Here is a 19,083-nt window from a genome sequence, read left to right as displayed (position 1 = left end):
TAAGCGTTTCAAAAAGTGATCAGATCAGTATGCCAGCATTTAGCTGATACGGCGATATACAACTGGCGTTTCTGCGGGCTGTGTATCGTTCACTTTGATTGCCGCTTTTACCGCTCGTGCGGCTTCCTGCCATTGGTTTTCGCTTGCGGCGTGAATAATGGCCAACGGGCGAGTGGTATCCACACTGTCGCCCAGACGCGCCATATCAGTGAAGCCCACGCTGTAATCGATGGTGTCAGATGCCTGACGACGACCGCCGCCCATAGAAACCACCGCCATGCCTAACGCGCGGGTGTCCATTTCGCCCACGAAACCTGCGCGATCGGCATAAACAGCTTTGCTCAGTACCGCAGTTGGCAGATATTTCGCATAGTTTTCGACGAAGTCAGCCGGGCCTTTTTGCGCCGCAACCATGCGACCAAAGACTTCAGCCGCTTTACCATTATCGAGCACTGCTTGCAGTTTCTGGCGTGCTTCGGCGTCATCTTTTGCCAGATTGCCGGAAAGTAGCATCTCCACGCACAACGCCATGGTGACTTCATGCAGACGCGGGTTAACGTATTCACCGGTCAGGAACTGCACCGCTTCGCGAACTTCAACCGCATTCCCTGCGCTGGAGGCCAGCACCTGGTTCATGTCGGTCAGCAGCGCTGTGGTTTTCACGCCCGCGCCGTTCGCCACGCCGACAATCGCTTCGGCGAGTAATTCAGAAAGCTCATACGTTGGCATAAATGCGCCGCTGCCGACTTTCACGTCCATCACCAGAGCATCCAGGCCTTCGGCAAGTTTCTTCGCCAGAATCGATGCGGTGATGAGCGGAATGGAATCTACGGTCGCGGTAATGTCACGCGTGGCGTAGAAACGTTTGTCAGCCGGTGCCAACGAGTTTGTCTGGCCGATAATCGCTACGCCGACATTTTTGATGATGTCGCGGAAACGGTTATCGTCCGGGAAAATATCAAAGCCAGGGATTGCTTCGAGTTTATCGAGCGTACCGCCGGTATGGCCTAAACCACGGCCAGAAATCATTGGGATGTAACCGCCACATGCCGCCACCATTGGGCCAAGCATCAGAGAGGTGACATCACCCACGCCGCCCGTTGAGTGTTTATCAACGATTGGGCCGTTCAGATTAAGGCTCTTCCAGTCCAGCACGGTTCCTGAATCTCGCATCGCCATGGTCAGTGATACGCGTTCTGGCATAGTCATGTCGTGGAAGAAAATGGTCATTGCCAGTGCGGCAATTTGCCCTTCGGAGATGGTGTTATCGCGAATACCATTAATGAAGAAACGAATTTCATCATCACTAAGCGCATGACCATCACGTTTTTTACGAATAATTTCTTGAGCGAGGAACAAGGTAACCCCCTGAGTTCATCAGGTGAAATGCGGCGGGGAAACCGCCGCAAAGGAAGAGATTAGTAGCCGCTAGCGCTTTTGCCGTCGCCGTGACCCAGAGCATTTAACAGGCTCGCGAGCAGGCTGGATGCGCCAAAGCGGTAGTGACGGGAATCCGCCCAGTCAGCACCAAACAGATCGTCTGCAATTGACAGGAACAGTGCTGCATCTTCAGCAGTGCGCACACCGCCCGCAGGTTTGAAACCAACCGTTTTCTCAACGCCCATATCACGAATCACTTCCATCATGATGCGAGCGCTTTCTGGTGTAGCGTTGACAGGTACTTTACCGGTAGAAGTTTTGATGAAATCCGCGCCAGCTTTGATAGAGATTTCAGATGCTTTACGAATCAGTGCTTCTTCTTTCAGCTCACCGGTTTCGATGATCACTTTCAGCAGAACGTTCGCCGCCGCGCAAGCTTCTTTGCAGGCTTTCACCAGCTCAAAACCAACTTGCTCGTTACCGGCAATCAACGCACGGTACGGGAACACAACGTCAACTTCATCCGCACCGTAAGCGATAGCCGCACGAGTTTCCGCCAGGGCGATTTCGATATCATCGTTGCCATGCGGGAAGTTGGTGACGGTAGCAATACGGATATCAGGCGTACCCTGTGCATTCAGAGTTTTACGCGCGATGGGAATGAAGCGCGGATAAATACAAATCGCCGCAGTATTACCCACCGCTGTTTTGGCCTGATGGCAAAGTGCGATCACTTTTTCATTGGTGTCATCGTCATTCAGGGTAGTCAGGTCCATCAATTTCAGGGCGCGCAAGCTGCTTGCAGTTAAATCGGTCATAACACTCTCCAACAAAAGATATAGAATCAGTTGCGATGTTATAATTATAACATTCACAGTCCTGATGGTTTTGTGTATAGCATCACAAAAGCCAAAGATGTAATTACATGCTTTCTACAGTATATGTGATTTAACAACGTTGGATAACGTAAAAATGCCGTTCAAAAATAAAAAATGGCCGACGCAAGCGTCAGCCATTGATTTCACAGGGATGTTATAATTTTAACATCGCCGTTTTATAGTGACAGGAAGACCCCGGCAATGGTTGCACTCATCAGGTTAGACAACGTACCTGCGGCGACCGCTTTCAGACCCAACTGCGCGATTTCATGACGACGGTTTGGCGCCATGCTTCCCAGGCCACCAATCAGAATGGCGATAGAAGAAAGGTTAGCAAAGCCACACAGTGCGAAGGAAATAATTGCTTTGGTGTGATCTGACAGAACTTGCAGGCCAGCTGCCGCAACGGTTGCATCATCTTTCAGGTATTCACCGAAGTTCAGATACGCAACAAATTCGTTGATGATAAGTTTCTGACCGATGAAGGAACCCGCAACATTCGCTTCGCTCCACGGAACACCGACAACCCACGCCAGCGGTGAGAACACCCAACCCAGAATCAATTCCATTGATAACTGCGGGTAGTTGAACCAGCCGCCAATGCCAGAAAGCATGCCGTTGAGCAGCGCAATCAATGCCACAAACGCCAGCAACATTGCGCCCACGTTCAGGGCCAGTTGCATACCTGACGCCGCACCTGATGCCGCTGCATCCAGCACGTTTGCCGGGCGATCCGGATCGTTTTTCATCGATTCCAGTTCAGGCGCATCGTTTGGCGTTTCAGTTTCAGGCAGGATGATTTTAGCGAACAGCAAGCCGCCAGGTGCCGCCATGAATGACGCGGCAATCAGGTATTCAAGTGGAACGCCCATTTGCGCGTAACCCGCCAGAACAGAACCTGCAACAGATGCCAGACCACCACACATGACTGCGAACAATTCTGAACGCGTCATGGTCGCGATATACGGACGAACCACCAGCGGAGCTTCGGTCTGGCCCACAAAGATGTTTGCAGTTGCGGACAAAGATTCGGTGCGAGAGGTTTTCAGAACCTTACGCAGGCCGCCGCCCAGAACACGAATAACTAACTGCATGATGCCCAGGTAATACAACACAGCAATCAGTGAGGAGAAGAAGACGATAATTGGCAGAACGCGCAATGCAAAGACAAAGCCACCGCCGCCAAAGACTTCGAACATTTTGTCCGAAACCAGTCCGCCAAACAGGAAAGAGATACCCGCGTTACCGTAACCGATAACGTTCGCCACCCCTTCGGACATGGCCAACAGCACTTTACGACCAACCGGAACATACAGGATTAAGGCCCCGATACCGACTTGAATGATCCAGGCGCCAATAACAGTGCGGAGATTAATCGCTTTGCGATTACTGGAAAGTAAAACGGCGATCAGCAGCAGAACGATCATGCCGATCAATCCCATGAGTAGTTGCATACAGAATCCCTGTGTATAAGTTGAAAAAGGAAAGTGATCTAAAAGCCCTTAGCGGGCGGGATTATAGCGGCAGGGAGGCCAAGAAATGGAATGGCAATCACGTATTTATAGACATTCACAGAAACGTTTATCTTATAAAGTGAGCTACGTCACATTTTGTTACTGACTATTTCAATTTGAATAATTCATCGGAGTTATGAATGATCGCGTTCGCGATAACTTCGGGAGGTTCTGAACGCAATGAACAAAGCGTCTGAAAAACGTCGGCAATTCGTTCCGGACGATTAGGTTGCCCCTGCCAGCCGTTAAGCGGCATATCGGGTGCATCCGTTTCCAGCACCAGAGCGCTAAGAGGTAAGCGTGACATAACATCGCGCGTTTTGCTGGCGCGCGGGTAAGTGATCGTTCCACCCACACCTATTTTGTAACCCATCGCCACAAAACGCTCGGCCTGTTGCAGGCTGCCCGAGAAACCATGTATCACACCGGTGTGCGGTAAATTATGGCGTTTTAAATGCGCGGCAAGTTTGTCGTGCGTACGACGAGAGTGGAGAATGACAGGCAAATCATAACGTTTTGCCAGTTTTAGCTGTGCATCCAGTATCGCTTCTTGTTTTTCAAAAAGCGGATTTTCCATATACAGATCAAGCCCCATCTCACCGATGGCGACCAGTTTGGGTGGCCGTTGTTGCAGGTGATGTTCGAGTAAAGCCAGCGACGCATCCTGATGTTTGTGAATCACAATCGGATGCAAACCCACTGCGGCATAGAGCGCCGGGTAGTTGTCTGCCAGCGCCAGCACCGTACTAAACCGATCGGCTTCGATTGCCGGAACAATGATTTTTGTTACGCCCGCTTGCGCGGCAAGAGAAATGCTGTTGGCTTCATCATCGCTAAACGGCGGGAAGTCGAAGTGACAATGGGTATCGTAAAAGGTCATTGTCACGCCGTATCCTCGTTGTTGAAAGTGGCGTCGTTGGCTTCTGGCGTTTCAAGCACCGCTTTAGACAATGGCTCCTGAGTGACCACAGTATGCGGAACGACCACCGGCCCCGGAACCACAATACGCGGAAGGTGGCGCTTAATTGGCGGCTGATCCGTGAGCAATTTCCCGACGGTTGCGAGGAAGTAACGTCCGCACAAACGCCCGGTTTTATAGTCGGTATTCAGCGCCGGTAATCGGCTGCCCAATGCAGAACTCATCAACGGTTTCGGCGGGTAAATTTCAAAAATGCGCAGATTTCCCGGTGGTTTTTCGATGAAGTTCTGTATTTCGCGATAGCTGGCTTCATGGTGATGCACCAGGTTGAGCAACGGTTGCAGGCTGCTGTCACCAAGCCAGCGCTCCATACGTTTAAACCATTCAGGCGTGTAATACATTTGCGAAGGTACGGTACGAATCACCACCAGCGTATCGGCACCTAAACGCACCGCTTCTCTCACCGGGATCGCATCGCTGATTCCGCCATCCTGATAGCCAATACCATCAATTTCTACGCCCGTGCGGTAAAAACCAGGAATCGCACTTGAGGCTTTCAGGAGATTCAGCCACGTGCCGCTGTCCGGCAAAAAATATCCCGGCGTGTAGTCATCGCTGCGGCAAGCACACATGTAGAACGCTTTGCCAGACTCAAACATTTTTTCCGCCGTGCCCATCGAGAGCGGAATTTTTGCTGAAGTGGATTCCACCAGCCAGTCGAGATCGATGAGATGACCCCCACGCACAAAACGCAGCGGATCAAAAAATTCACGTGTGGTTGTAAAACGGGTGATCACTCTGCGGGCGTAACCCGGCTGGTGGCAAACGTAAGCTGAGAGATTTTGTGCACCCGCAGAGGTGCCTAAGAAGAGATCGAACGGGTTGAAGTTAGCGCGCATAAACTCATCCAGCACGCCGGCTGTAAATATCCCACGCTGCCCGCCGCCTTCGCAAACAATGGCGAGTTTTCCGGGACGAAACGCTTTTGACGCAAGCGGCGCAATGTTGCCGAGCGTTACGGGTATTCTTTGTCCCACCCTGCTTTCCTTAATCTAAAGGATATTTATAATTAGATATTGGTTATTTGTTAGTCGCTAAAAAACGCGAGAGCCAGTCTAAATAGACTGGCTCTCTGGTCTGTCTCTAATGGTTATAGCACGTAAATATTGCTATGGGCGTTTTCGACCCATAAACAGGCTAACCAGGAACAGAATAATACCTACCACGAAGACAATTTTTGCTGCACCTGCCGCAGTACCCGCGAGAGTACCAAAACCCAGTGCTGCTGCAATCAACGCAATGACCAGAAAAATAATGCCCCAACGAAACATAAGCTTCTCCTTAACCATATTGAACCCGAATCGCTTCTGGAAGAGTGCCAGATGCGCACTCATTGGCGATATTTGAGTAACGATGTTGCTGACCTACTTCCCCGGTGGTTATCACCGGAGAAGAAAGTTTCTCTCTTTCTATTACTTCACTTTCAGGTCGTTTTTGACGCTTTTCACGCCATCAACAGCTTTAGCGATACTCTCAGCACGTGCAGCCTGTGCATTCGATTCGACAGTACCGGATAGCTGAACAACACCTTCAGTGGTTTCCACTTTCACATTACGTGAAGGGACGATGTCATCTGCTAAAAGTTTAGCTTTGATTTCACTGGTGGTTGCAGTATCACCTGCATAACCGCTTACAGATTTGTCAGCGCCATTACGCACATGCAGTTTGTCGCTTACGGAAGACACGCCTTCCACACCTTTTGCAACGGTAACTGCCTGCTCAGCCTGAGCCTGGCTTTCTACAAATCCACTTAACGTCACCACTTTTTTGTCAGTTTTCACTGAGATGTCAGTACTTTTGATATCTTCGTGATCGACAAGGGCGGCTTTCACTTTGGCGGTGATTGCGCTGTCATCCATGAAATTACCGACGTCTTTTACGGAGCTATCAATTTTTTCGCCTGCTGTGTCCGCTGTCGATTCGGTTTTGTTAAGCATCTTGTCTTCTGCTAAAGCGCTACCGCTTGCCAGAACAGAGCCAAGAACAACAGCTAACAGAGTTTTAGAAATCTTAGTCGTAGTCATAGTCATCGATTAATTCCTATAGTTTTGCTCACAATTTGAGCACAAGCCTTAACGTAACGGCTTTCCTTAAACATCAGGCCAAGTGTTACGGCCCAAAAATTTTCCGTTCAGTTTTTAATAACGCCAATAAAAATTAGAGTGGAGGAACCCGCCAGAAAGCTTCGTTTACATGGCATATTCGACCAACCAATTTGTCACTGGTTTGTTAAATATAGACAACAATCACAGATTTGCATGGTGCGAATGGAGGAACGTAAGGAAAATGCAGGAAATTAAGAACAATCCGTAAGGGATTAATAAGACGGGAAAAGTAGCAGGACGCGACGACTGCCGCGCCCTGAGAGACGATTAGTGCTCGCGAGTTTTACGGAACGTTACTTCCGGGTAACGATCTTGCGTCAGGTTCAGGTTGACCATGGTAGGAGCGATATAAGCGAGGTTATCGCCACCATCAAGCGCCAACTGCATTTCGTTTTTCCGTTTGAATTCTTCAAACTTCTTCACGTCAGTGCTTTCCACCCAACGCGCCGTCGAAACGTTTACGGACTCGTAAATCGCTTCCACGTTGTATTCGCTTTTCAGGCGCGCCACAACGACGTCAAACTGAAGCACACCGACCGCACCAACAATCAGATCGTTGTTAGCGATTGGGCGGAACACCTGAACCGCGCCTTCTTCAGAAAGCTGCACCAGACCTTTGAGCAACTGTTTCTGTTTCAATGGATCACGCAGACGAATACGACGGAACAGTTCCGGTGCGAAGTTCGGAATGCCGGTGAACTTCATCATCTCGCCCTGGGTGAAGGTATCGCCAATCTGGATGGTGCCGTGGTTATGCAAGCCGATGATATCGCCCGGGAAGGCTTCTTCAACGTGCGAACGGTCACCAGCCATAAAGGTCAGCGCGTCAGAAATCACCACATCTTTGCCGGTACGAACCTGGCGCAGTTTCATGCCTTTTTCGTATTTACCGGAAACCACACGCATAAACGCAACGCGGTCACGGTGTTTCGGGTCCATGTTGGCCTGAATCTTAAACACAAAACCGGTGAACTTATCTTCCGCCGCTTCCACAACACGCGTATCAGTTTTACGCGGCATTGGCGCAGGCGCCCACTCAACCAGGCCATCGAGCATATGGTCAACACCAAAGTTACCCAATGCAGTACCGAAGAAGACTGGGGTCAGTTCGCCTTCCAGGAACAACTCGCGGTCAAATTCGTGAGAAGCACCCTGAACCAGTTCCAGCTCGTCACGCAGTTGCGCCGCCAGATCTTCACCTACAGCCGCGTCCAGCTCAGGGTTGTCTAACCCTTTAACAATGCGCACTTCCTGGATGGTGTGGCCTTTACCGGTCTGGTAGAGATAGGTTTCGTCTTTATAAAGGTGATAAACGCCTTTGAACAATTTGCCACAACCGATAGGCCATGTGATCGGTGAACAGGCGATTTTCAGCTCACGTTCAACTTCATCCATCACTTCCATCGGATCGCGGATATCGCGGTCGAGTTTGTTCATAAAGGTGAGGATTGGCGTATCACGCAGACGGGTAACTTCCATCAGCTTACGGGTACGATCTTCTACACCTTTCGCGGCGTCGATAACCATCAAACAGCAGTCAACGGCGGTCAGAGTACGATACGTATCTTCGGAGAAGTCTTCGTGCCCTGGGGTATCGAGCAGGTTAACCAGGCTGTCGCGATACGGGAATTGCATCACCGAGGTGGTAATCGAAATACCACGCTGCTTTTCCATTTCCATCCAGTCAGATTTTGCATGCTGGCTGGAACCACGGCCTTTTACCGTACCTGCGGTTTGAATGGCCTGTCCGAACAGCAACACTTTTTCAGTGATGGTCGTTTTACCGGCATCGGGGTGAGAAATGATCGCAAAAGTGCGGCGTTTCCCCACTTCTTGCAAAAAAGGAGACAAAGTCATAATAGAATCTTCTGTGAATTGCGCACAGGCAAAGCTGCGCGACAAATGAACATTACCTGGCGGCTATTTTACCTATCAGGTCAGGTTTAACAATCGGCGTTGTACCCAAGGGTTGATGCAATTATGAATTACACAACAATCGCTCCAGTTCACTTAGTGAGGCCACTTCCCAGGTCGGCGTGATGCCTTCTGGCAAGCTTCGTCCGTGGGCGTTGAGCCAGCAGGTGGCAATTCCTGCGTTCATACCACCCAAAATATCTGATTCTGCGGTATCACCCACCATCATGACGCGATCGCGCGGCGGATGGCCCATTTGCTCAAAGGTATAGTCAAAAATTTTACGATCGGGTTTTGCGACACCCACTTGTTCGGAAATTACCAACAAATCGAAGTAATCCCGCAGGCCGGTACGCTCAAGTCGAATTTGCTGCAACGCCGTAAAGCCGTTGGTGATAATGCCTATTTTTACTTTATCTTTTAGGGCATTAAGCAAAGACACCGCACCAGGCAATGGCACACAAATCTCAGCCATCGCGTTGAGGAAAGCGGCATTCAGATCGCCCGCAGGCACCGCCAATCTTTCCGACCAACCCTGAAAACGCTGATGCTGCAAATGAAGGGCGCTTATGGCACCGTTCTGATAATCGACCCACAAAGGTTTGTTAACAGCCTGGTAATCCTGGAAATCTTCAGCGGTAAACGTCACGCTGTAATCAAGAAACATCCGCTGTAGGCCGCCGAAAGCGTCGAAGGTAAATAACGTTTCGTCAGCATCAAATAAAATCCAGTCCCAGTTCATCAACACACCTTTTTCAAATTAGCCTAACGGTAATGCCATGATGATGGCATCTTCGCGACCCTCTTTTGTGGGGTAGTAGTTACGGCGAATCGTCGCCTCGTTAAACCCCAGGCTCTCATAGAGTGCTATCGCTGCCGTGTTCGACGCGCGCACTTCAAGCCAGAGGGTAAACACATCTCGCTTTTCCAGTTCGCTGATTAAATGCTCCAGCAACTGGCGGCCCAAACCCTGACGTTGAAAATCAGGATCGACCGCAATATTAAACAGCGTCGCTTCATCCAGTACGACTTGCGTCACCGCAAACGCCGCCATCTTGCCATCTACGTCGAGACGTAAATTTAAATAGCGCTCACCTTCATTACTGGCGAAGGTCTTTTCACTCCATGGGAAAGCATGGCTGCGAAGTTCAATGGCGTATGCCTGGCTCAAGTCACTGGTGGTGAGGGAAGAAATCGTTTTCATGTTCGCAAATTTGCTGCCACAGCGCCTTTCGCGCCGCGCCATTGTGATAAAGCTCGTTTAACTCGGGAGTCGCTAACTGCGCACCTGGAATGGGGAGCGTTTCACTCACACCCAGTCGCCAGCTATTACAGCGGCTGTCAGTTGGCAGCATTGCAGCTCGTTCAGGCGTCAGTTGCATAACCTGCTGTACGCTCAGATTTAAACTGCGCAAAACATCGTTTACCAACGGGTCGCTGAGATCTGGAAGGTCTTCGGCAACCATCAGTAATTTGACGTTTTCATGCAGTGAGACGGCAATTTCGCCCTGTAATGCGGCCGGGCGTCGCAGCTCCCATTGGGTAATGCCCAGTTGTTGTAACAACCAGTCACGTCGCAAAGGTATATGAGGCATAGCGAAACCTGTTGAGAGTGCCAATTGGGGCGCAAATATAGCAAATTCATCGAATATGCGCCATTAAAGCTCTATAATCGCCGCTCTGCTTTAATAGGAGTGTCCTGATGTCTGCGTTAACCCCGGCAAGTGAAGTGCTGCTGCGCCATAGCGATGATTTTACCGAGAGCCGCGTGCTGTTTGCCGGTGATTTACAAGACGATCTTCCGGCCCGTTTTGAAACGGCTGCAAGTCGCGTCCATACACAACAATTTCACCACTGGCAGGTTTTAAGCGCACAGATGGGCGAAGACGCGCAATACAGCCTGGTGGCTGATGCCAGCACCCTTGGCGATTGCAATACCCTGATTTATTACTGGCCGAAGAACAAGCCAGAAGCTCAGTTCCAGTTGATGAACATTTTGTCGTTGATGCCGGTTGGCAGCGACATTTTTGTGGTCGGTGAAAACCGCAGCGGCGTTCGTAGTGCTGAGCAAATGCTCGCAGAATTCAGCCCGCTCAATAAAATCGACAGCGCGCGTCGTTGTGGCCTCTATCACGGTCGTCTGGAAAAACAACCGCAGTTTGATGAGCATTCCTGGTGGGATGAATATCAACACAACGATATGACGATCAAAACCTTACCGGGCGTGTTTAGCCGTGATGGCCTGGATACCGGCAGTAAACTGCTGCTTTCCACGCTCACACCGCATACCAAAGGCAAAGTGCTGGATGTCGGTTGTGGTGCTGGTGTGCTGGCAGTCACGCTTGCCAAACACTCGCCAAAAGTCCGTCTGACTTTATGTGATGTTTCTGCTCCAGCTGTTGCGGCGAGCCGTGCAACGCTTGCTGCCAATGAAATCGAAGGCGAAGTTATCGCCAGTAACGTCTATTCCGAGGTGAATGGTCGTTTCGATATGATTATCTCTAACCCACCATTCCATGATGGCCTGCAAACCAGCCTGGATGCAGCTCACCAGCTGATTCGTGGTGCGGTTCGTCATCTGAATATGGGCGGTGAATTGCGTATCGTGGCTAACGCCTTCCTGGCGTATCCAGACGTGCTGGATGAAACGTTTGGCAACCACGAAGTTATCGCGCAGACAGGCCGTTTCAAAGTTTACCGCTCCGTTGTTATGCGTGGCGTGAAGAAGCGCTAACACTTTGTTGTGCCGCTTTTTGCAGCGATTAGAAAAGCGGCGCTAAATTAACTGTTGACGACGCGCAGAAAACATCTAGAATGCGCCTCCGTGGTTACAATACTTCGGTGTTGTGGGTATGCGAAGGTGGCGGAATTGGTAGACGCGCTAGCTTCAGGTGTTAGTGTTCTTACGGACGTGAGGGTTCAAGTCCCTCTCTTCGCACCATTAACCACGCAAGATATCGTTCGCACTGCGCGAAGGTGGCGGAATTGGTAGACGCGCTAGCTTCAGGTGTTAGTGTTCTTACGGACGTGAGGGTTCAAGTCCCTCTCTTCGCACCAATGCGAAGGCGATATCAGATAAGATTTGATTTGCGAAGGTGGCGGAATTGGTAGACGCGCTAGCTTCAGGTGTTAGTGCTCTAACGGGCGTGAGGGTTCAAGTCCCTCTCTTCGCACCAATTCTTATCACCCTCTTCTCGCTTCACTCTCGTTATTCTCAGTTTTACTTCCCTATTTCATTGCTTCCAGATTCATCATCACAAGCGCAAGCCCGCTGGCAAACGCAACGCATGATGGCAACAGCACAAAATGACGTAACCGTTTATGGTACAACATGCCCGTGGTCGCCAATAACCCCAATACAATCAGCACCCGCCACTCGCTAAACGAAAGATCAAGACACAGCAAAGCAGCGACAATCCCGCCAGGAATCAACACCCCCCACCCGCTTTCTAACCGCCGTTGTAAAATCATATCTATTGCACCAAGTGGTAATGATAACCAATATCATATGCTATAATTTCTCGTTTGTCAGCCTGGTGTATTCACCGTTTTACATTAGAAATGTTAAGCATTCCTCATCATCTGATGACATATTTTCATTAAGGTGATAGATTGAGCAGCGATGTTAAATCCATAAATAAAAACTATATAATCACATTGAGTCATCACTTCACCTGTCTCTTTTTATATTACTATTCAACAACATAATGTTGAGCATGAGTCTAAGAACTATTTTGATATGACAGCAACAACCTGGCGCGCATTACTCAAAGGGAAGCATCAACTCTCGTTGCGTTTATTTTTATTACTGAACGCATTCTCTGCGGGCTTTAGTATCGTGTCGCCGTCAGCCAACACTCAACATTTCACCGCGCCCATCATCATGGTGCTGGTGATCAGCATGTCGTGTCTGCTTTGGCAGTTCATCAATAAAAAGAAACTAATTAACATTAATGTGGTTTCGTTAATTATTGGGCTGCTTTGGGCGTGGCATATCTATATAAAAGTCAGCGCGATGCCCGTCGTCGATCTTAATTTCCTCATTATTGCTTTATTGGCGATATTATTTATTGGCTCGATTTCTTTTATCAATAATATCCAGGCCTTTTTCGCATCATGCTTGCCCGCAACCGCCGTCATTTTATGGCTCGACCATGGCGCAAACTGGCCACGTGTATTGTATTCAGTCGTCCTCCCCGGTGTTGGCATCACGATTCAACATATCATTCAGAAACGTAATGATAATTTCACCCGTCGATTAATGGATAAATTACTCGAAGAAAAAGAAACGCTTAATGATTTGAGTATGCTCGATCCCCTTACCGGTTTGTATAACCGCCGCGGGTTCCGTAACCGCCTCGATACCATCCTGGCGTTAGGCTCAGGCCAACATTTCGTTCTGCTGTTAGATATTGATCATTTCAAAGCTTACAACGACAACTACGGCCACAGCATGGGCGACCAGGCTCTGACGCATGTTTCAGCCGCGATTCGCGATGCAGTTCGCTCGCGCGACGTCGTTACGCGCTATGGCGGCGAAGAATTTATGATATTGCTGACGGATATTGATGCCGAACGCGCCATTCAAACGGCGGAGCGAATTCGCCAACGCGTGTACGATTTAAAAATCCCTCACCTGTTTAATGACGACGTCGCCACACATGTGACCGCCAGTATTGGTATCGCAGCGCTTGAACAGTCCGATATTGAAGAAGCACTCCGCCAGGCGGATACCGCACTCTATCGGGCAAAACGTCAGGGCCGGAACAGTATTCTGATTAGCGATTCGTTGCTGCCAGCTTAAATCCCATAACGCATGACTTTCCCCCTTTTTTGTTGCGCATAAAATGGCCTTGCCAAAGGCATTGTCTATAGATAGGATTGGCAATCATTATCATTTGTATTAGTGGTCTTGTTTGTCGATGGCGTTTCAATCTACACAGTTTGATGATTATCTGGCGTGGCAACCGCCTTTTGCGAGCGTACAATCGACGCTTGCGGATGAGTTACGGGCATCATTCACCGCGCACAGACCCTATTTTAACGACATCATCAAACTCAATGAATCTGCGCCCGCAAACAGTCTGACTCTCCACCAATGGTCGCAACCCGCAACCCTTACCTCACTTCTTGCCAGCTACAGTGACCATATTTATCGTAATCAGCCACAGCTTGCCCGTGAGGGGAAACCGCTAAAGTCACTGTGGGCGCAATGGTATTTGGGTTTACTGGTCCCGCCGTTGGTGATGGCACTCGTGACTCAACCGCGGGCGTTGGATATCGACCCTCAGCGCATCCAGGTTGAATTTCACGAAACGGGTAGAGCCGCCACTTTCTGGTTAGATATTCAGGAAGACAAAGTCGCCACCACACAGCCGTTAGTTCAACGCCTGGAAAAGCTGCTTGTTACCGGGCTAATGCCGGTGGTTGATGCTCTGGAAAACAGCGGCGAAATTAACGGGAAACTTATCTGGAGTAATACCGGGTATTTGCTGAACTGGTTTTTTGGTGAGCTTAGAGAACTGCTGGATGAAACCACAATTGCCGAGTTACGCCACGCCTGTTTCTTTGAAAAACAGCTGAAAAATGGCCAGGACAACCCGTTCTATCGCACCGTTATCCTTCGTGAAGGTTTGTTGGTTCGCCGTACTTGCTGCCAGCGCTATAAACTGCCGGATGTTCAACGCTGCGGTGATTGCACTTTAAAGTCATAAAACAAAACGGCAGGTTTCCCCACCGTTTCATCTCATTTCTCACTATCCAATTAAGCCGCCTGTTGGCTCTCTTCTCCAGACGTTTTTTGTGCTTCTTCTGCTTCTTGTTCCAGCAATTGCTTCTCGTACACTTTGAAGAACGGGAAGTAGATGATGGCAGAAACCACGGCCAGCAGAATCACCAGAATCGCTGCGCGGAAGTCCCAACCCAGTGCCCATGCCGCGCCGATAGGTGCCGGAGCAGTCCATGGTACAACTGAAATCACACGCCCGATTAAATCCATCTTCATTGCTCCCCAGGCCAAAACGGCGTTCACCATCGGTGCCAGCAGGAAGGGAATAAAGAACACTGGGTTCATAACGATTGGTGTACCGAAAATGACCGGCTCGTTAATATTGAAACAGGTAGGAACGATACTCAGGCGGCCAATCGAGCGCAGGTGTGCTGACTTACTACGCAGGTAGCAAATCACCAGCCCCATCGTTGCACCCGAACCACCCACGACAATGAAGAACGTCCAGAATGCTTCCATAAAGATATGCGGCAGAGGTGCACCTTGCGCCAGTGCGCTCTGGTTCATACCCAGGTTCGTCAGCCAAAACATTTGCAGCATACCGGAAACAATAGCCGCACCGTGAATCCCGGCAAACCACAGCAGGTGGCCAATCAGCACCGCCAACAGAATCGCAGGCAATGAGTCAGCCGCAGAAACCAGCGGTTTAAACACCGACATAATCGCTTGTGGAATCAGCATATCGAACTGCGACTGAATGAACAGACTCAGCGGGTAAAGCGTCAGCACCACAACCAGAACCGGAATCAGGAGATCAAATGAGTTTTTGATCATCGGCGGAACCTGGTCTGGGAGTTTGATCCCAATATTGTGCGCTTTGAGGAAACGCATCATCTCAACGCAATAAATCGCAACCAGGATCGCGGTGAAGATCCCCGTTCCACCCAGGCTATCCATTGGCATGACGCCTTTGGTTTTCGGTGCCGCCACCAGCAAAAATGCCATCAGCGAAAGCATCGCGCACATGAATGGATCAAGGCCGTGCGACTTCACATAGTGTTTACCGAGGTTGTAGGCAATGGCCGCACAAATGTAGATAGACATAATGCCCATCGTCATATCAAACGGCGTCAGAATTTGCCCTTCAAACTGTTTTGCCATATCCAGCCACGCACGCGCAAAACCCCAGGTGGTGGTTGGCGAGAATGGAGGATATGCAAAAACCAACAGGAACGAACCGACAATCATAAATGGCATCGCAGAGATGAACCCATCACGGATCGCCATCACGTGACGTTGTGAGGAGATTCGCCCAGCGACAGGGCTTACGTAGTTTTCTACAAAGCGAAATATCAAATTAAAGGCTGCATGATTCGTAGACATAGGCTGCTCTTATTATTGGATACAGGAAGGTGACCGTTTCAGTATTCATCGCTATTTCACGCACTGCAACCGGTTACTGAAACCGGTTGCAGTGATTGTGAAGAAGATCGAGAAATCACCGAATCTTTGGCTTCTTTAGGCATTTCACATCACAACATCACCCTTTCACTCAGCATTCAGAGGGCGCATTTCATTGGTTTACATATAGCACAGACTTATGCCAAATTATTTGCTGGCTAAAATGGGAGAAAAGCATGAGCCTGCAGTCCGTCCGGCAATTTTTTGCTGAAAACGCCCCTGATATCGACATCATAGAACTGAACCAAAGCACTGCCACGGTAGCCCTGGCAGCAGCGGCTCATAATGTTGAACCGGGTCAAATTGCTAAAACATTGTCGTTGAAGATAAAAGATCAGGTCGTGCTGGTTGTCGCGAAAGGTGATGCACGTCTGGATAATAAAAAACTCAAAACCGTATTTGGTGCCAAAGCTCGCATGTTAAGCAGCGACGAAGTGGTTATCTGGACAGGCCACCCTGTAGGCGGCGTTTGCCCGTTTGGTCTGGAGAATCCTTTAACAGTTTATTGTGATATTTCACTGAAACAGTACGAAGAGGTTTTACCCGCGGCCGGGGCAATTCATAGTGCTGTGCGGATTTCCCCGACTCGCCTGGCAGAACTCACCGCCGCACATTGGGTCGATGTTTGCCAATAAACAGAAAACTGAGGATAGGCTAACTCTCCTCAGTCATATCTGACAAACTTCACATTACCGGGTTTTGCGGCGACAAATTCAGCTCCTGCATACCCTGTTCACTGATCATCCACGCATACATTTCAGCATCACTTTTCAATGACAGACGACGCAGCGCACTGCTTTTTTGCGCACTGACGGTTTTATAATTCTTCTCGAGCAGTGTCGCAATTTGCGTCAATTGCCAACCTTTGCTGATAAGCCGTAACACGCGACGCTCAGAAAAAGTCAGATTCGTATTGACCACTTCCGCACTGGTTGATTGCGCCGCTTTCTCTTGCAATAACAGCCTGCTAATTCTTTCGACTTCACCGCCGCTATTAAAGACATGTTCAATAATACTGCTCATCGGCTCATGCAAAGAAAGTAATGACGTTCTGGAAGTCAGCAGGCGTTCAATGGCGATATTTGTCAAATGGGCGGGTAAGGTAATAATCCAGTGAACCTGTCGATACTGATTTTGCAGTGAATTAAGGCGTTCACATTCATTGAATATTTCTTGCAGCGAACTGTCTAACTCAAGTACCACGACATCAATCTGGAGCAATACTTCGGGTGTAAGCTGTGAGTAATCAGAAAGTAAGACCAGTGATGACTGCGGTGCCTTCTCCGCCATAATCACCTGCAAACCCTCACACATTAATGGCCGCTTACTCATAATGGCCGCGCGACAAAATGGATTGCGCAAAAAAATCCTTGTTTTGCTTTCCTGCATTTTTATCTCCTTATAAAACCGCTATTTTCCTGACAACGCACAGCCTAAAACGTGAAGATCTTTCTCGCAGTTCAGCCCCAGTTTTTCCATAGCATGTCTTTTGTGCGCACTCACCGTTCTGATATCGCGCCCTAAGTTATGAGCCACCTGGCTAACATTATGTCCAAGGAATAATTGCCCAATGACCTGAACTTCGCACACCGTTAACTCAGTGGTAATTCTTTCTTCCAGGATACTTTTAACGATCGGGCTACACAGCATTGATTTTGAATTAAAAGATTTACTGACCAGATCGGAGAAAGTCGCGGTTGGCTCATATTGGGAAATAATAACTTTTACCCCCAAAGCGGCAATATAATTCAGTACGCTGACTTTATGATTACGAGTGTAAGCAATGATGTTCGCTAAAGGTTGTACCGTCCGGCACCAGTTAATAAACTTTATCTCTTCGGCAAGTTGGCTGGTTGATTCACTGATATTTAAAATAACCACCACGTCAGGTGTTTTTAAAATCCCCGAGTATGCTTCATCAAGCCGTTTGAGAACCTTAGCTGCTCCCTTTATTTTTAACTGAGTCTGTAGCTTATTGACGATTCCTGCTGCGGTTAATACACAAGGCACCACAACCATTACGGGACTGGAAATATTATTTACAGTGATATTATTTTCCATATCATTCCTTTGACTAATATATAACAAACTATAAAAAGGAAGGATAAGACTTCTCAGTCAACATTTAAAACAGAAAGAAATATTTATGATGAAATATTATTTCCGTCAGTGACATTATTTACAAATTTCTGATGTTTTAAATTAGCCATAGTTAATAGCGCATTAATTTTTATTAAATATATTACATCTCATGAATGGGATGATTGCGAAAACCTTTTGGTGTCGTCCCGGTATAACGGCGGAAAAAACGAGAAAAATAAGTCGCATCGCTGAATCCAAGATATTCCGAGATCTGGCTTATCGTCATGCTGGTATAAAGCAAACTACGCCTGGCTTCAAGCAACACGCGCTGATGCAGAACGTTAAGCGCGCTACAGCCATAAAACTCATGGCACAAGTTGTTCAGATGAACGCTCGATAAACCCACCACCGTTGCATAATGCGTTACCGATAATTGCTCACGATAGTGGCGTTCCACTAATTGATTAAACTGATGAATAACAGAACGCTTTCGTTCAACACGCGAACTGCCGCCAGGCGCGGGAGCGCACTGGCGATTAAGCCAGACCAACAGCGCACTAATCAGCGAATGAAGCATCATATCTCGTGCCTCGCCCTGTCCTTCATACTCATTCTGTAATGTGCTGAACAACGTATTAATTTGCCTGCGTGAACCCTTCACCGGGACGCAAGCGGCTTGCGCTAACACTTGCAAAGGTCGGCCAAACTGCTGTTCAAATTGGGCCATCAAGGGCGCTGAAAACGAAAGAATGTAACCCTGAGCGCCGGGTGAAAATTTAAAACCGTGCACACATAATGCAGGCACCACTTGCAGACAGGCATGAGCCACGTGATGCTTCTCGCCTTCAATATCTATCTCCACCTGCCCTTTATGCAGATACAGCAACTGAACCAAATCGGCATGCTGATGAATACGAATATGCCATTCATATAGACTGCTGCGACTGTGAATAGACTCACAATGCAGCAAATCCGCCGCAGGCCAAATGCGGCTTTCACCATAAAGTTTAAAGACCGGAATACCGGTGTTCAGACTCATACC

20 protein-coding genes and 3 tRNA genes are annotated in these 19,083 nt (G+C 48.9%); 7 read left to right on the top strand and 16 right to left on the bottom strand.

Translation table 11 applies throughout. The features are described 5' to 3' along the window. Window positions 1-39 precede the first annotated feature (39 nt). The 11 genes from deoA to DY231_RS03100 all read right to left on the bottom strand — a co-directional run bounded on the left by deoA (window position 40) and on the right by DY231_RS03100 (window position 10,365). Window positions 40-1,359, bottom strand: a complete 1,320-nt coding sequence (gene deoA, locus DY231_RS03150) for a thymidine phosphorylase (protein WP_034498630.1) — start codon at window positions 1,357-1,359, stop codon at window positions 40-42. Window positions 1,360-1,418: 59 nt separating this feature from the next. Continuing rightward, window positions 1,419-2,198, bottom strand: coding sequence for a deoxyribose-phosphate aldolase (deoC, locus tag DY231_RS03145; RefSeq protein WP_115627244.1), 780 nt, complete (start codon window positions 2,196-2,198; stop codon window positions 1,419-1,421). 236 nt (window positions 2,199-2,434) lie between these two features. Further along, window positions 2,435-3,712 carry a NupC/NupG family nucleoside CNT transporter gene (locus DY231_RS03140; RefSeq protein WP_115627243.1) on the bottom strand — a complete coding sequence of 426 codons (1,278 nt, stop codon included), beginning with the start codon at window positions 3,710-3,712 and terminating at the stop codon, window positions 2,435-2,437. Window positions 3,713-3,878: 166 nt separating this feature from the next. Then, window positions 3,879-4,658, bottom strand: coding sequence for a TatD family hydrolase (locus DY231_RS03135; protein WP_115627242.1), 780 nt, complete (start codon window positions 4,656-4,658; stop codon window positions 3,879-3,881). Continuing rightward, complete coding sequence (locus DY231_RS03130) at window positions 4,655-5,728, bottom strand: patatin-like phospholipase family protein (protein ID WP_115627241.1); 1,074 nt, start codon at window positions 5,726-5,728, stop codon at window positions 4,655-4,657. Before DY231_RS03130 ends, DY231_RS03135 begins: the two co-directional genes overlap by 4 nt. Before the next feature lie 132 nt (window positions 5,729-5,860). After that, entirely contained in the window at window positions 5,861-6,022 is a 162-nt protein-coding gene (locus DY231_RS03125; protein ID WP_064513877.1) for a DUF1328 domain-containing protein, read from the bottom strand. A 141-nt stretch (window positions 6,023-6,163) separates the two neighbouring features. After that, a complete protein-coding gene (gene osmY / locus DY231_RS03120; RefSeq protein WP_115627240.1) occupies window positions 6,164-6,781 on the bottom strand; it encodes a molecular chaperone OsmY in 618 nt (205 codons plus the stop codon). A 342-nt stretch (window positions 6,782-7,123) separates the two neighbouring features. Next, a complete protein-coding gene (gene prfC / locus DY231_RS03115) occupies window positions 7,124-8,713 on the bottom strand; it encodes a peptide chain release factor 3 (protein WP_034498707.1) in 1,590 nt (529 codons plus the stop codon). A 121-nt stretch (window positions 8,714-8,834) separates the two neighbouring features. Further along, window positions 8,835-9,512 (bottom strand): pyrimidine 5'-nucleotidase, encoded by a 678-nt coding sequence (gene yjjG / locus DY231_RS03110; RefSeq protein ID WP_115627239.1) that lies wholly within the window; start codon window positions 9,510-9,512, stop codon window positions 8,835-8,837. An 18-nt stretch (window positions 9,513-9,530) separates the two neighbouring features. After that, complete coding sequence (rimI, locus tag DY231_RS03105; protein WP_034498644.1) at window positions 9,531-9,974, bottom strand: ribosomal protein S18-alanine N-acetyltransferase; 444 nt, start codon at window positions 9,972-9,974, stop codon at window positions 9,531-9,533. After that, on the bottom strand, window positions 9,943-10,365 hold the full coding sequence (locus DY231_RS03100; protein ID WP_115627238.1) for a DNA polymerase III subunit psi: 423 nt from the start codon (window positions 10,363-10,365) through the stop codon (window positions 9,943-9,945). Before DY231_RS03100 ends, rimI begins: the two co-directional genes overlap by 32 nt. Window positions 10,366-10,472: 107 nt before the next feature. Here DY231_RS03100 and rsmC point away from each other — a divergent pair, with 107 nt between their 5' ends. The 4 genes from rsmC (at window position 10,473) to DY231_RS03080 (ending at window position 11,946) form a co-directional block, all read left to right on the top strand. After that, complete coding sequence (gene rsmC / locus DY231_RS03095; protein ID WP_115627237.1) at window positions 10,473-11,504, top strand: 16S rRNA (guanine(1207)-N(2))-methyltransferase RsmC; 1,032 nt, start codon at window positions 10,473-10,475, stop codon at window positions 11,502-11,504. A 120-nt stretch (window positions 11,505-11,624) separates the two neighbouring features. Then, window positions 11,625-11,711: transfer RNA gene (locus DY231_RS03090), tRNA-Leu, on the top strand. Window positions 11,712-11,740: 29 nt separating this feature from the next. Then, window positions 11,741-11,827, top strand: a tRNA-Leu gene (locus DY231_RS03085). Between the two features lie 32 nt (window positions 11,828-11,859). Beyond that, window positions 11,860-11,946 (top strand) — tRNA-Leu (locus tag DY231_RS03080). Window positions 11,947-11,998: 52 nt separating this feature from the next. On the opposite strand, the gene DY231_RS03075 is transcribed toward DY231_RS03080, so the two are convergent. Beyond that, window positions 11,999-12,238: a DUF1435 domain-containing protein gene (locus DY231_RS03075; RefSeq protein ID WP_172588725.1), complete on the bottom strand. Its 240-nt coding sequence runs from the start codon at window positions 12,236-12,238 to the stop codon at window positions 11,999-12,001. Window positions 12,239-12,509: 271 nt separating this feature from the next. Between DY231_RS03075 and DY231_RS03070 the strand changes: the two genes are divergently transcribed. Both DY231_RS03070 and fhuF read left to right on the top strand, forming a co-directional pair. After that, window positions 12,510-13,574 (top strand): GGDEF domain-containing protein, encoded by a 1,065-nt coding sequence (locus DY231_RS03070; RefSeq protein ID WP_115627235.1) that lies wholly within the window; start codon window positions 12,510-12,512, stop codon window positions 13,572-13,574. Between the two features lie 118 nt (window positions 13,575-13,692). Next, on the top strand, window positions 13,693-14,484 hold the full coding sequence (gene fhuF, locus DY231_RS03065; protein WP_115627234.1) for a siderophore-iron reductase FhuF: 792 nt from the start codon (window positions 13,693-13,695) through the stop codon (window positions 14,482-14,484). Window positions 14,485-14,534: 50 nt separating this feature from the next. Here the strand turns inward: fhuF and DY231_RS03060 are convergent, their stop codons facing one another. Next, entirely contained in the window at window positions 14,535-15,881 is a 1,347-nt protein-coding gene (locus DY231_RS03060; protein WP_115627233.1) for a PTS sugar transporter subunit IIC, read from the bottom strand. A gap of 254 nt (window positions 15,882-16,135) precedes the next feature. Between DY231_RS03060 and DY231_RS03055 the strand changes: the two genes are divergently transcribed. Then, the gene (locus DY231_RS03055) at window positions 16,136-16,594 is read left to right on the top strand and encodes a YbaK/EbsC family protein (RefSeq protein ID WP_115627232.1); all 459 of its coding nucleotides are present in this window, start codon (window positions 16,136-16,138) and stop codon (window positions 16,592-16,594) included. A gap of 49 nt (window positions 16,595-16,643) precedes the next feature. Here DY231_RS03055 and DY231_RS03050 read toward each other — a convergent pair whose 3' ends face one another. From DY231_RS03050 to DY231_RS03040, 3 genes are all read right to left on the bottom strand, one after another. After that, complete coding sequence (locus tag DY231_RS03050; protein ID WP_115627231.1) at window positions 16,644-17,348, bottom strand: helix-turn-helix transcriptional regulator; 705 nt, start codon at window positions 17,346-17,348, stop codon at window positions 16,644-16,646. A 21-nt stretch (window positions 17,349-17,369) separates the two neighbouring features. Next, window positions 17,370-18,020 (bottom strand): LuxR C-terminal-related transcriptional regulator, encoded by a 651-nt coding sequence (locus DY231_RS03045; protein ID WP_115627230.1) that lies wholly within the window; start codon window positions 18,018-18,020, stop codon window positions 17,370-17,372. Between the two features lie 181 nt (window positions 18,021-18,201). Beyond that, window positions 18,202-19,080, bottom strand: a complete 879-nt coding sequence (locus DY231_RS03040) for a helix-turn-helix domain-containing protein (RefSeq protein ID WP_115627229.1) — start codon at window positions 19,078-19,080, stop codon at window positions 18,202-18,204. Window positions 19,081-19,083: the final 3 nt, after the last annotated feature.

Origin of the sequence: Buttiauxella agrestis, assembly GCF_900446255.1 — a bacterium.
Taxonomy (GTDB): Bacteria; Pseudomonadota; Gammaproteobacteria; order Enterobacterales; family Enterobacteriaceae; genus Buttiauxella; species Buttiauxella agrestis.
Note: the sequence above shows the minus strand (reverse complement) of the source record. Positions and strands in the feature narration are given on the sequence as shown.

What these genes read in the sequence shown, in the direction of transcription:
- deoC (WP_115627244.1), bottom strand. Translation starts at nt 2,198, where the DNA reads ATGACCGATTTAACTGCAAGCAGCTTGCGCGCCCTGAAATTGATGGAC.
- DY231_RS03140 (WP_115627243.1), bottom strand. Translation starts at nt 3,712, where the DNA reads ATGCAACTACTCATGGGATTGATCGGCATGATCGTTCTGCTGCTGATC.
- DY231_RS03125 (WP_064513877.1), bottom strand. Translation starts at nt 6,022, where the DNA reads ATGTTTCGTTGGGGCATTATTTTTCTGGTCATTGCGTTGATTGCAGCA.
- osmY (WP_115627240.1), bottom strand. Translation starts at nt 6,781, where the DNA reads ATGACTATGACTACGACTAAGATTTCTAAAACTCTGTTAGCTGTTGTT.
- prfC (WP_034498707.1), bottom strand. Translation starts at nt 8,713, where the DNA reads ATGACTTTGTCTCCTTTTTTGCAAGAAGTGGGGAAACGCCGCACTTTT.
- yjjG (WP_115627239.1), bottom strand. Translation starts at nt 9,512, where the DNA reads ATGAACTGGGACTGGATTTTATTTGATGCTGACGAAACGTTATTTACC.
- rimI (WP_034498644.1), bottom strand. Translation starts at nt 9,974, where the DNA reads ATGAAAACGATTTCTTCCCTCACCACCAGTGACTTGAGCCAGGCATAC.
- DY231_RS03100 (WP_115627238.1), bottom strand. Translation starts at nt 10,365, where the DNA reads ATGCCTCATATACCTTTGCGACGTGACTGGTTGTTACAACAACTGGGC.
- rsmC (WP_115627237.1), top strand. Translation starts at nt 10,473, where the DNA reads ATGTCTGCGTTAACCCCGGCAAGTGAAGTGCTGCTGCGCCATAGCGAT.
- DY231_RS03070 (WP_115627235.1), top strand. Translation starts at nt 12,510, where the DNA reads ATGACAGCAACAACCTGGCGCGCATTACTCAAAGGGAAGCATCAACTC.
- fhuF (WP_115627234.1), top strand. Translation starts at nt 13,693, where the DNA reads ATGGCGTTTCAATCTACACAGTTTGATGATTATCTGGCGTGGCAACCG.
- DY231_RS03060 (WP_115627233.1), bottom strand. Translation starts at nt 15,881, where the DNA reads ATGTCTACGAATCATGCAGCCTTTAATTTGATATTTCGCTTTGTAGAA.
- DY231_RS03055 (WP_115627232.1), top strand. Translation starts at nt 16,136, where the DNA reads ATGAGCCTGCAGTCCGTCCGGCAATTTTTTGCTGAAAACGCCCCTGAT.
- DY231_RS03050 (WP_115627231.1), bottom strand. Translation starts at nt 17,348, where the DNA reads ATGCAGGAAAGCAAAACAAGGATTTTTTTGCGCAATCCATTTTGTCGC.
- DY231_RS03045 (WP_115627230.1), bottom strand. Translation starts at nt 18,020, where the DNA reads ATGGAAAATAATATCACTGTAAATAATATTTCCAGTCCCGTAATGGTT.
- DY231_RS03040 (WP_115627229.1), bottom strand. Translation starts at nt 19,080, where the DNA reads ATGAGTCTGAACACCGGTATTCCGGTCTTTAAACTTTATGGTGAAAGC.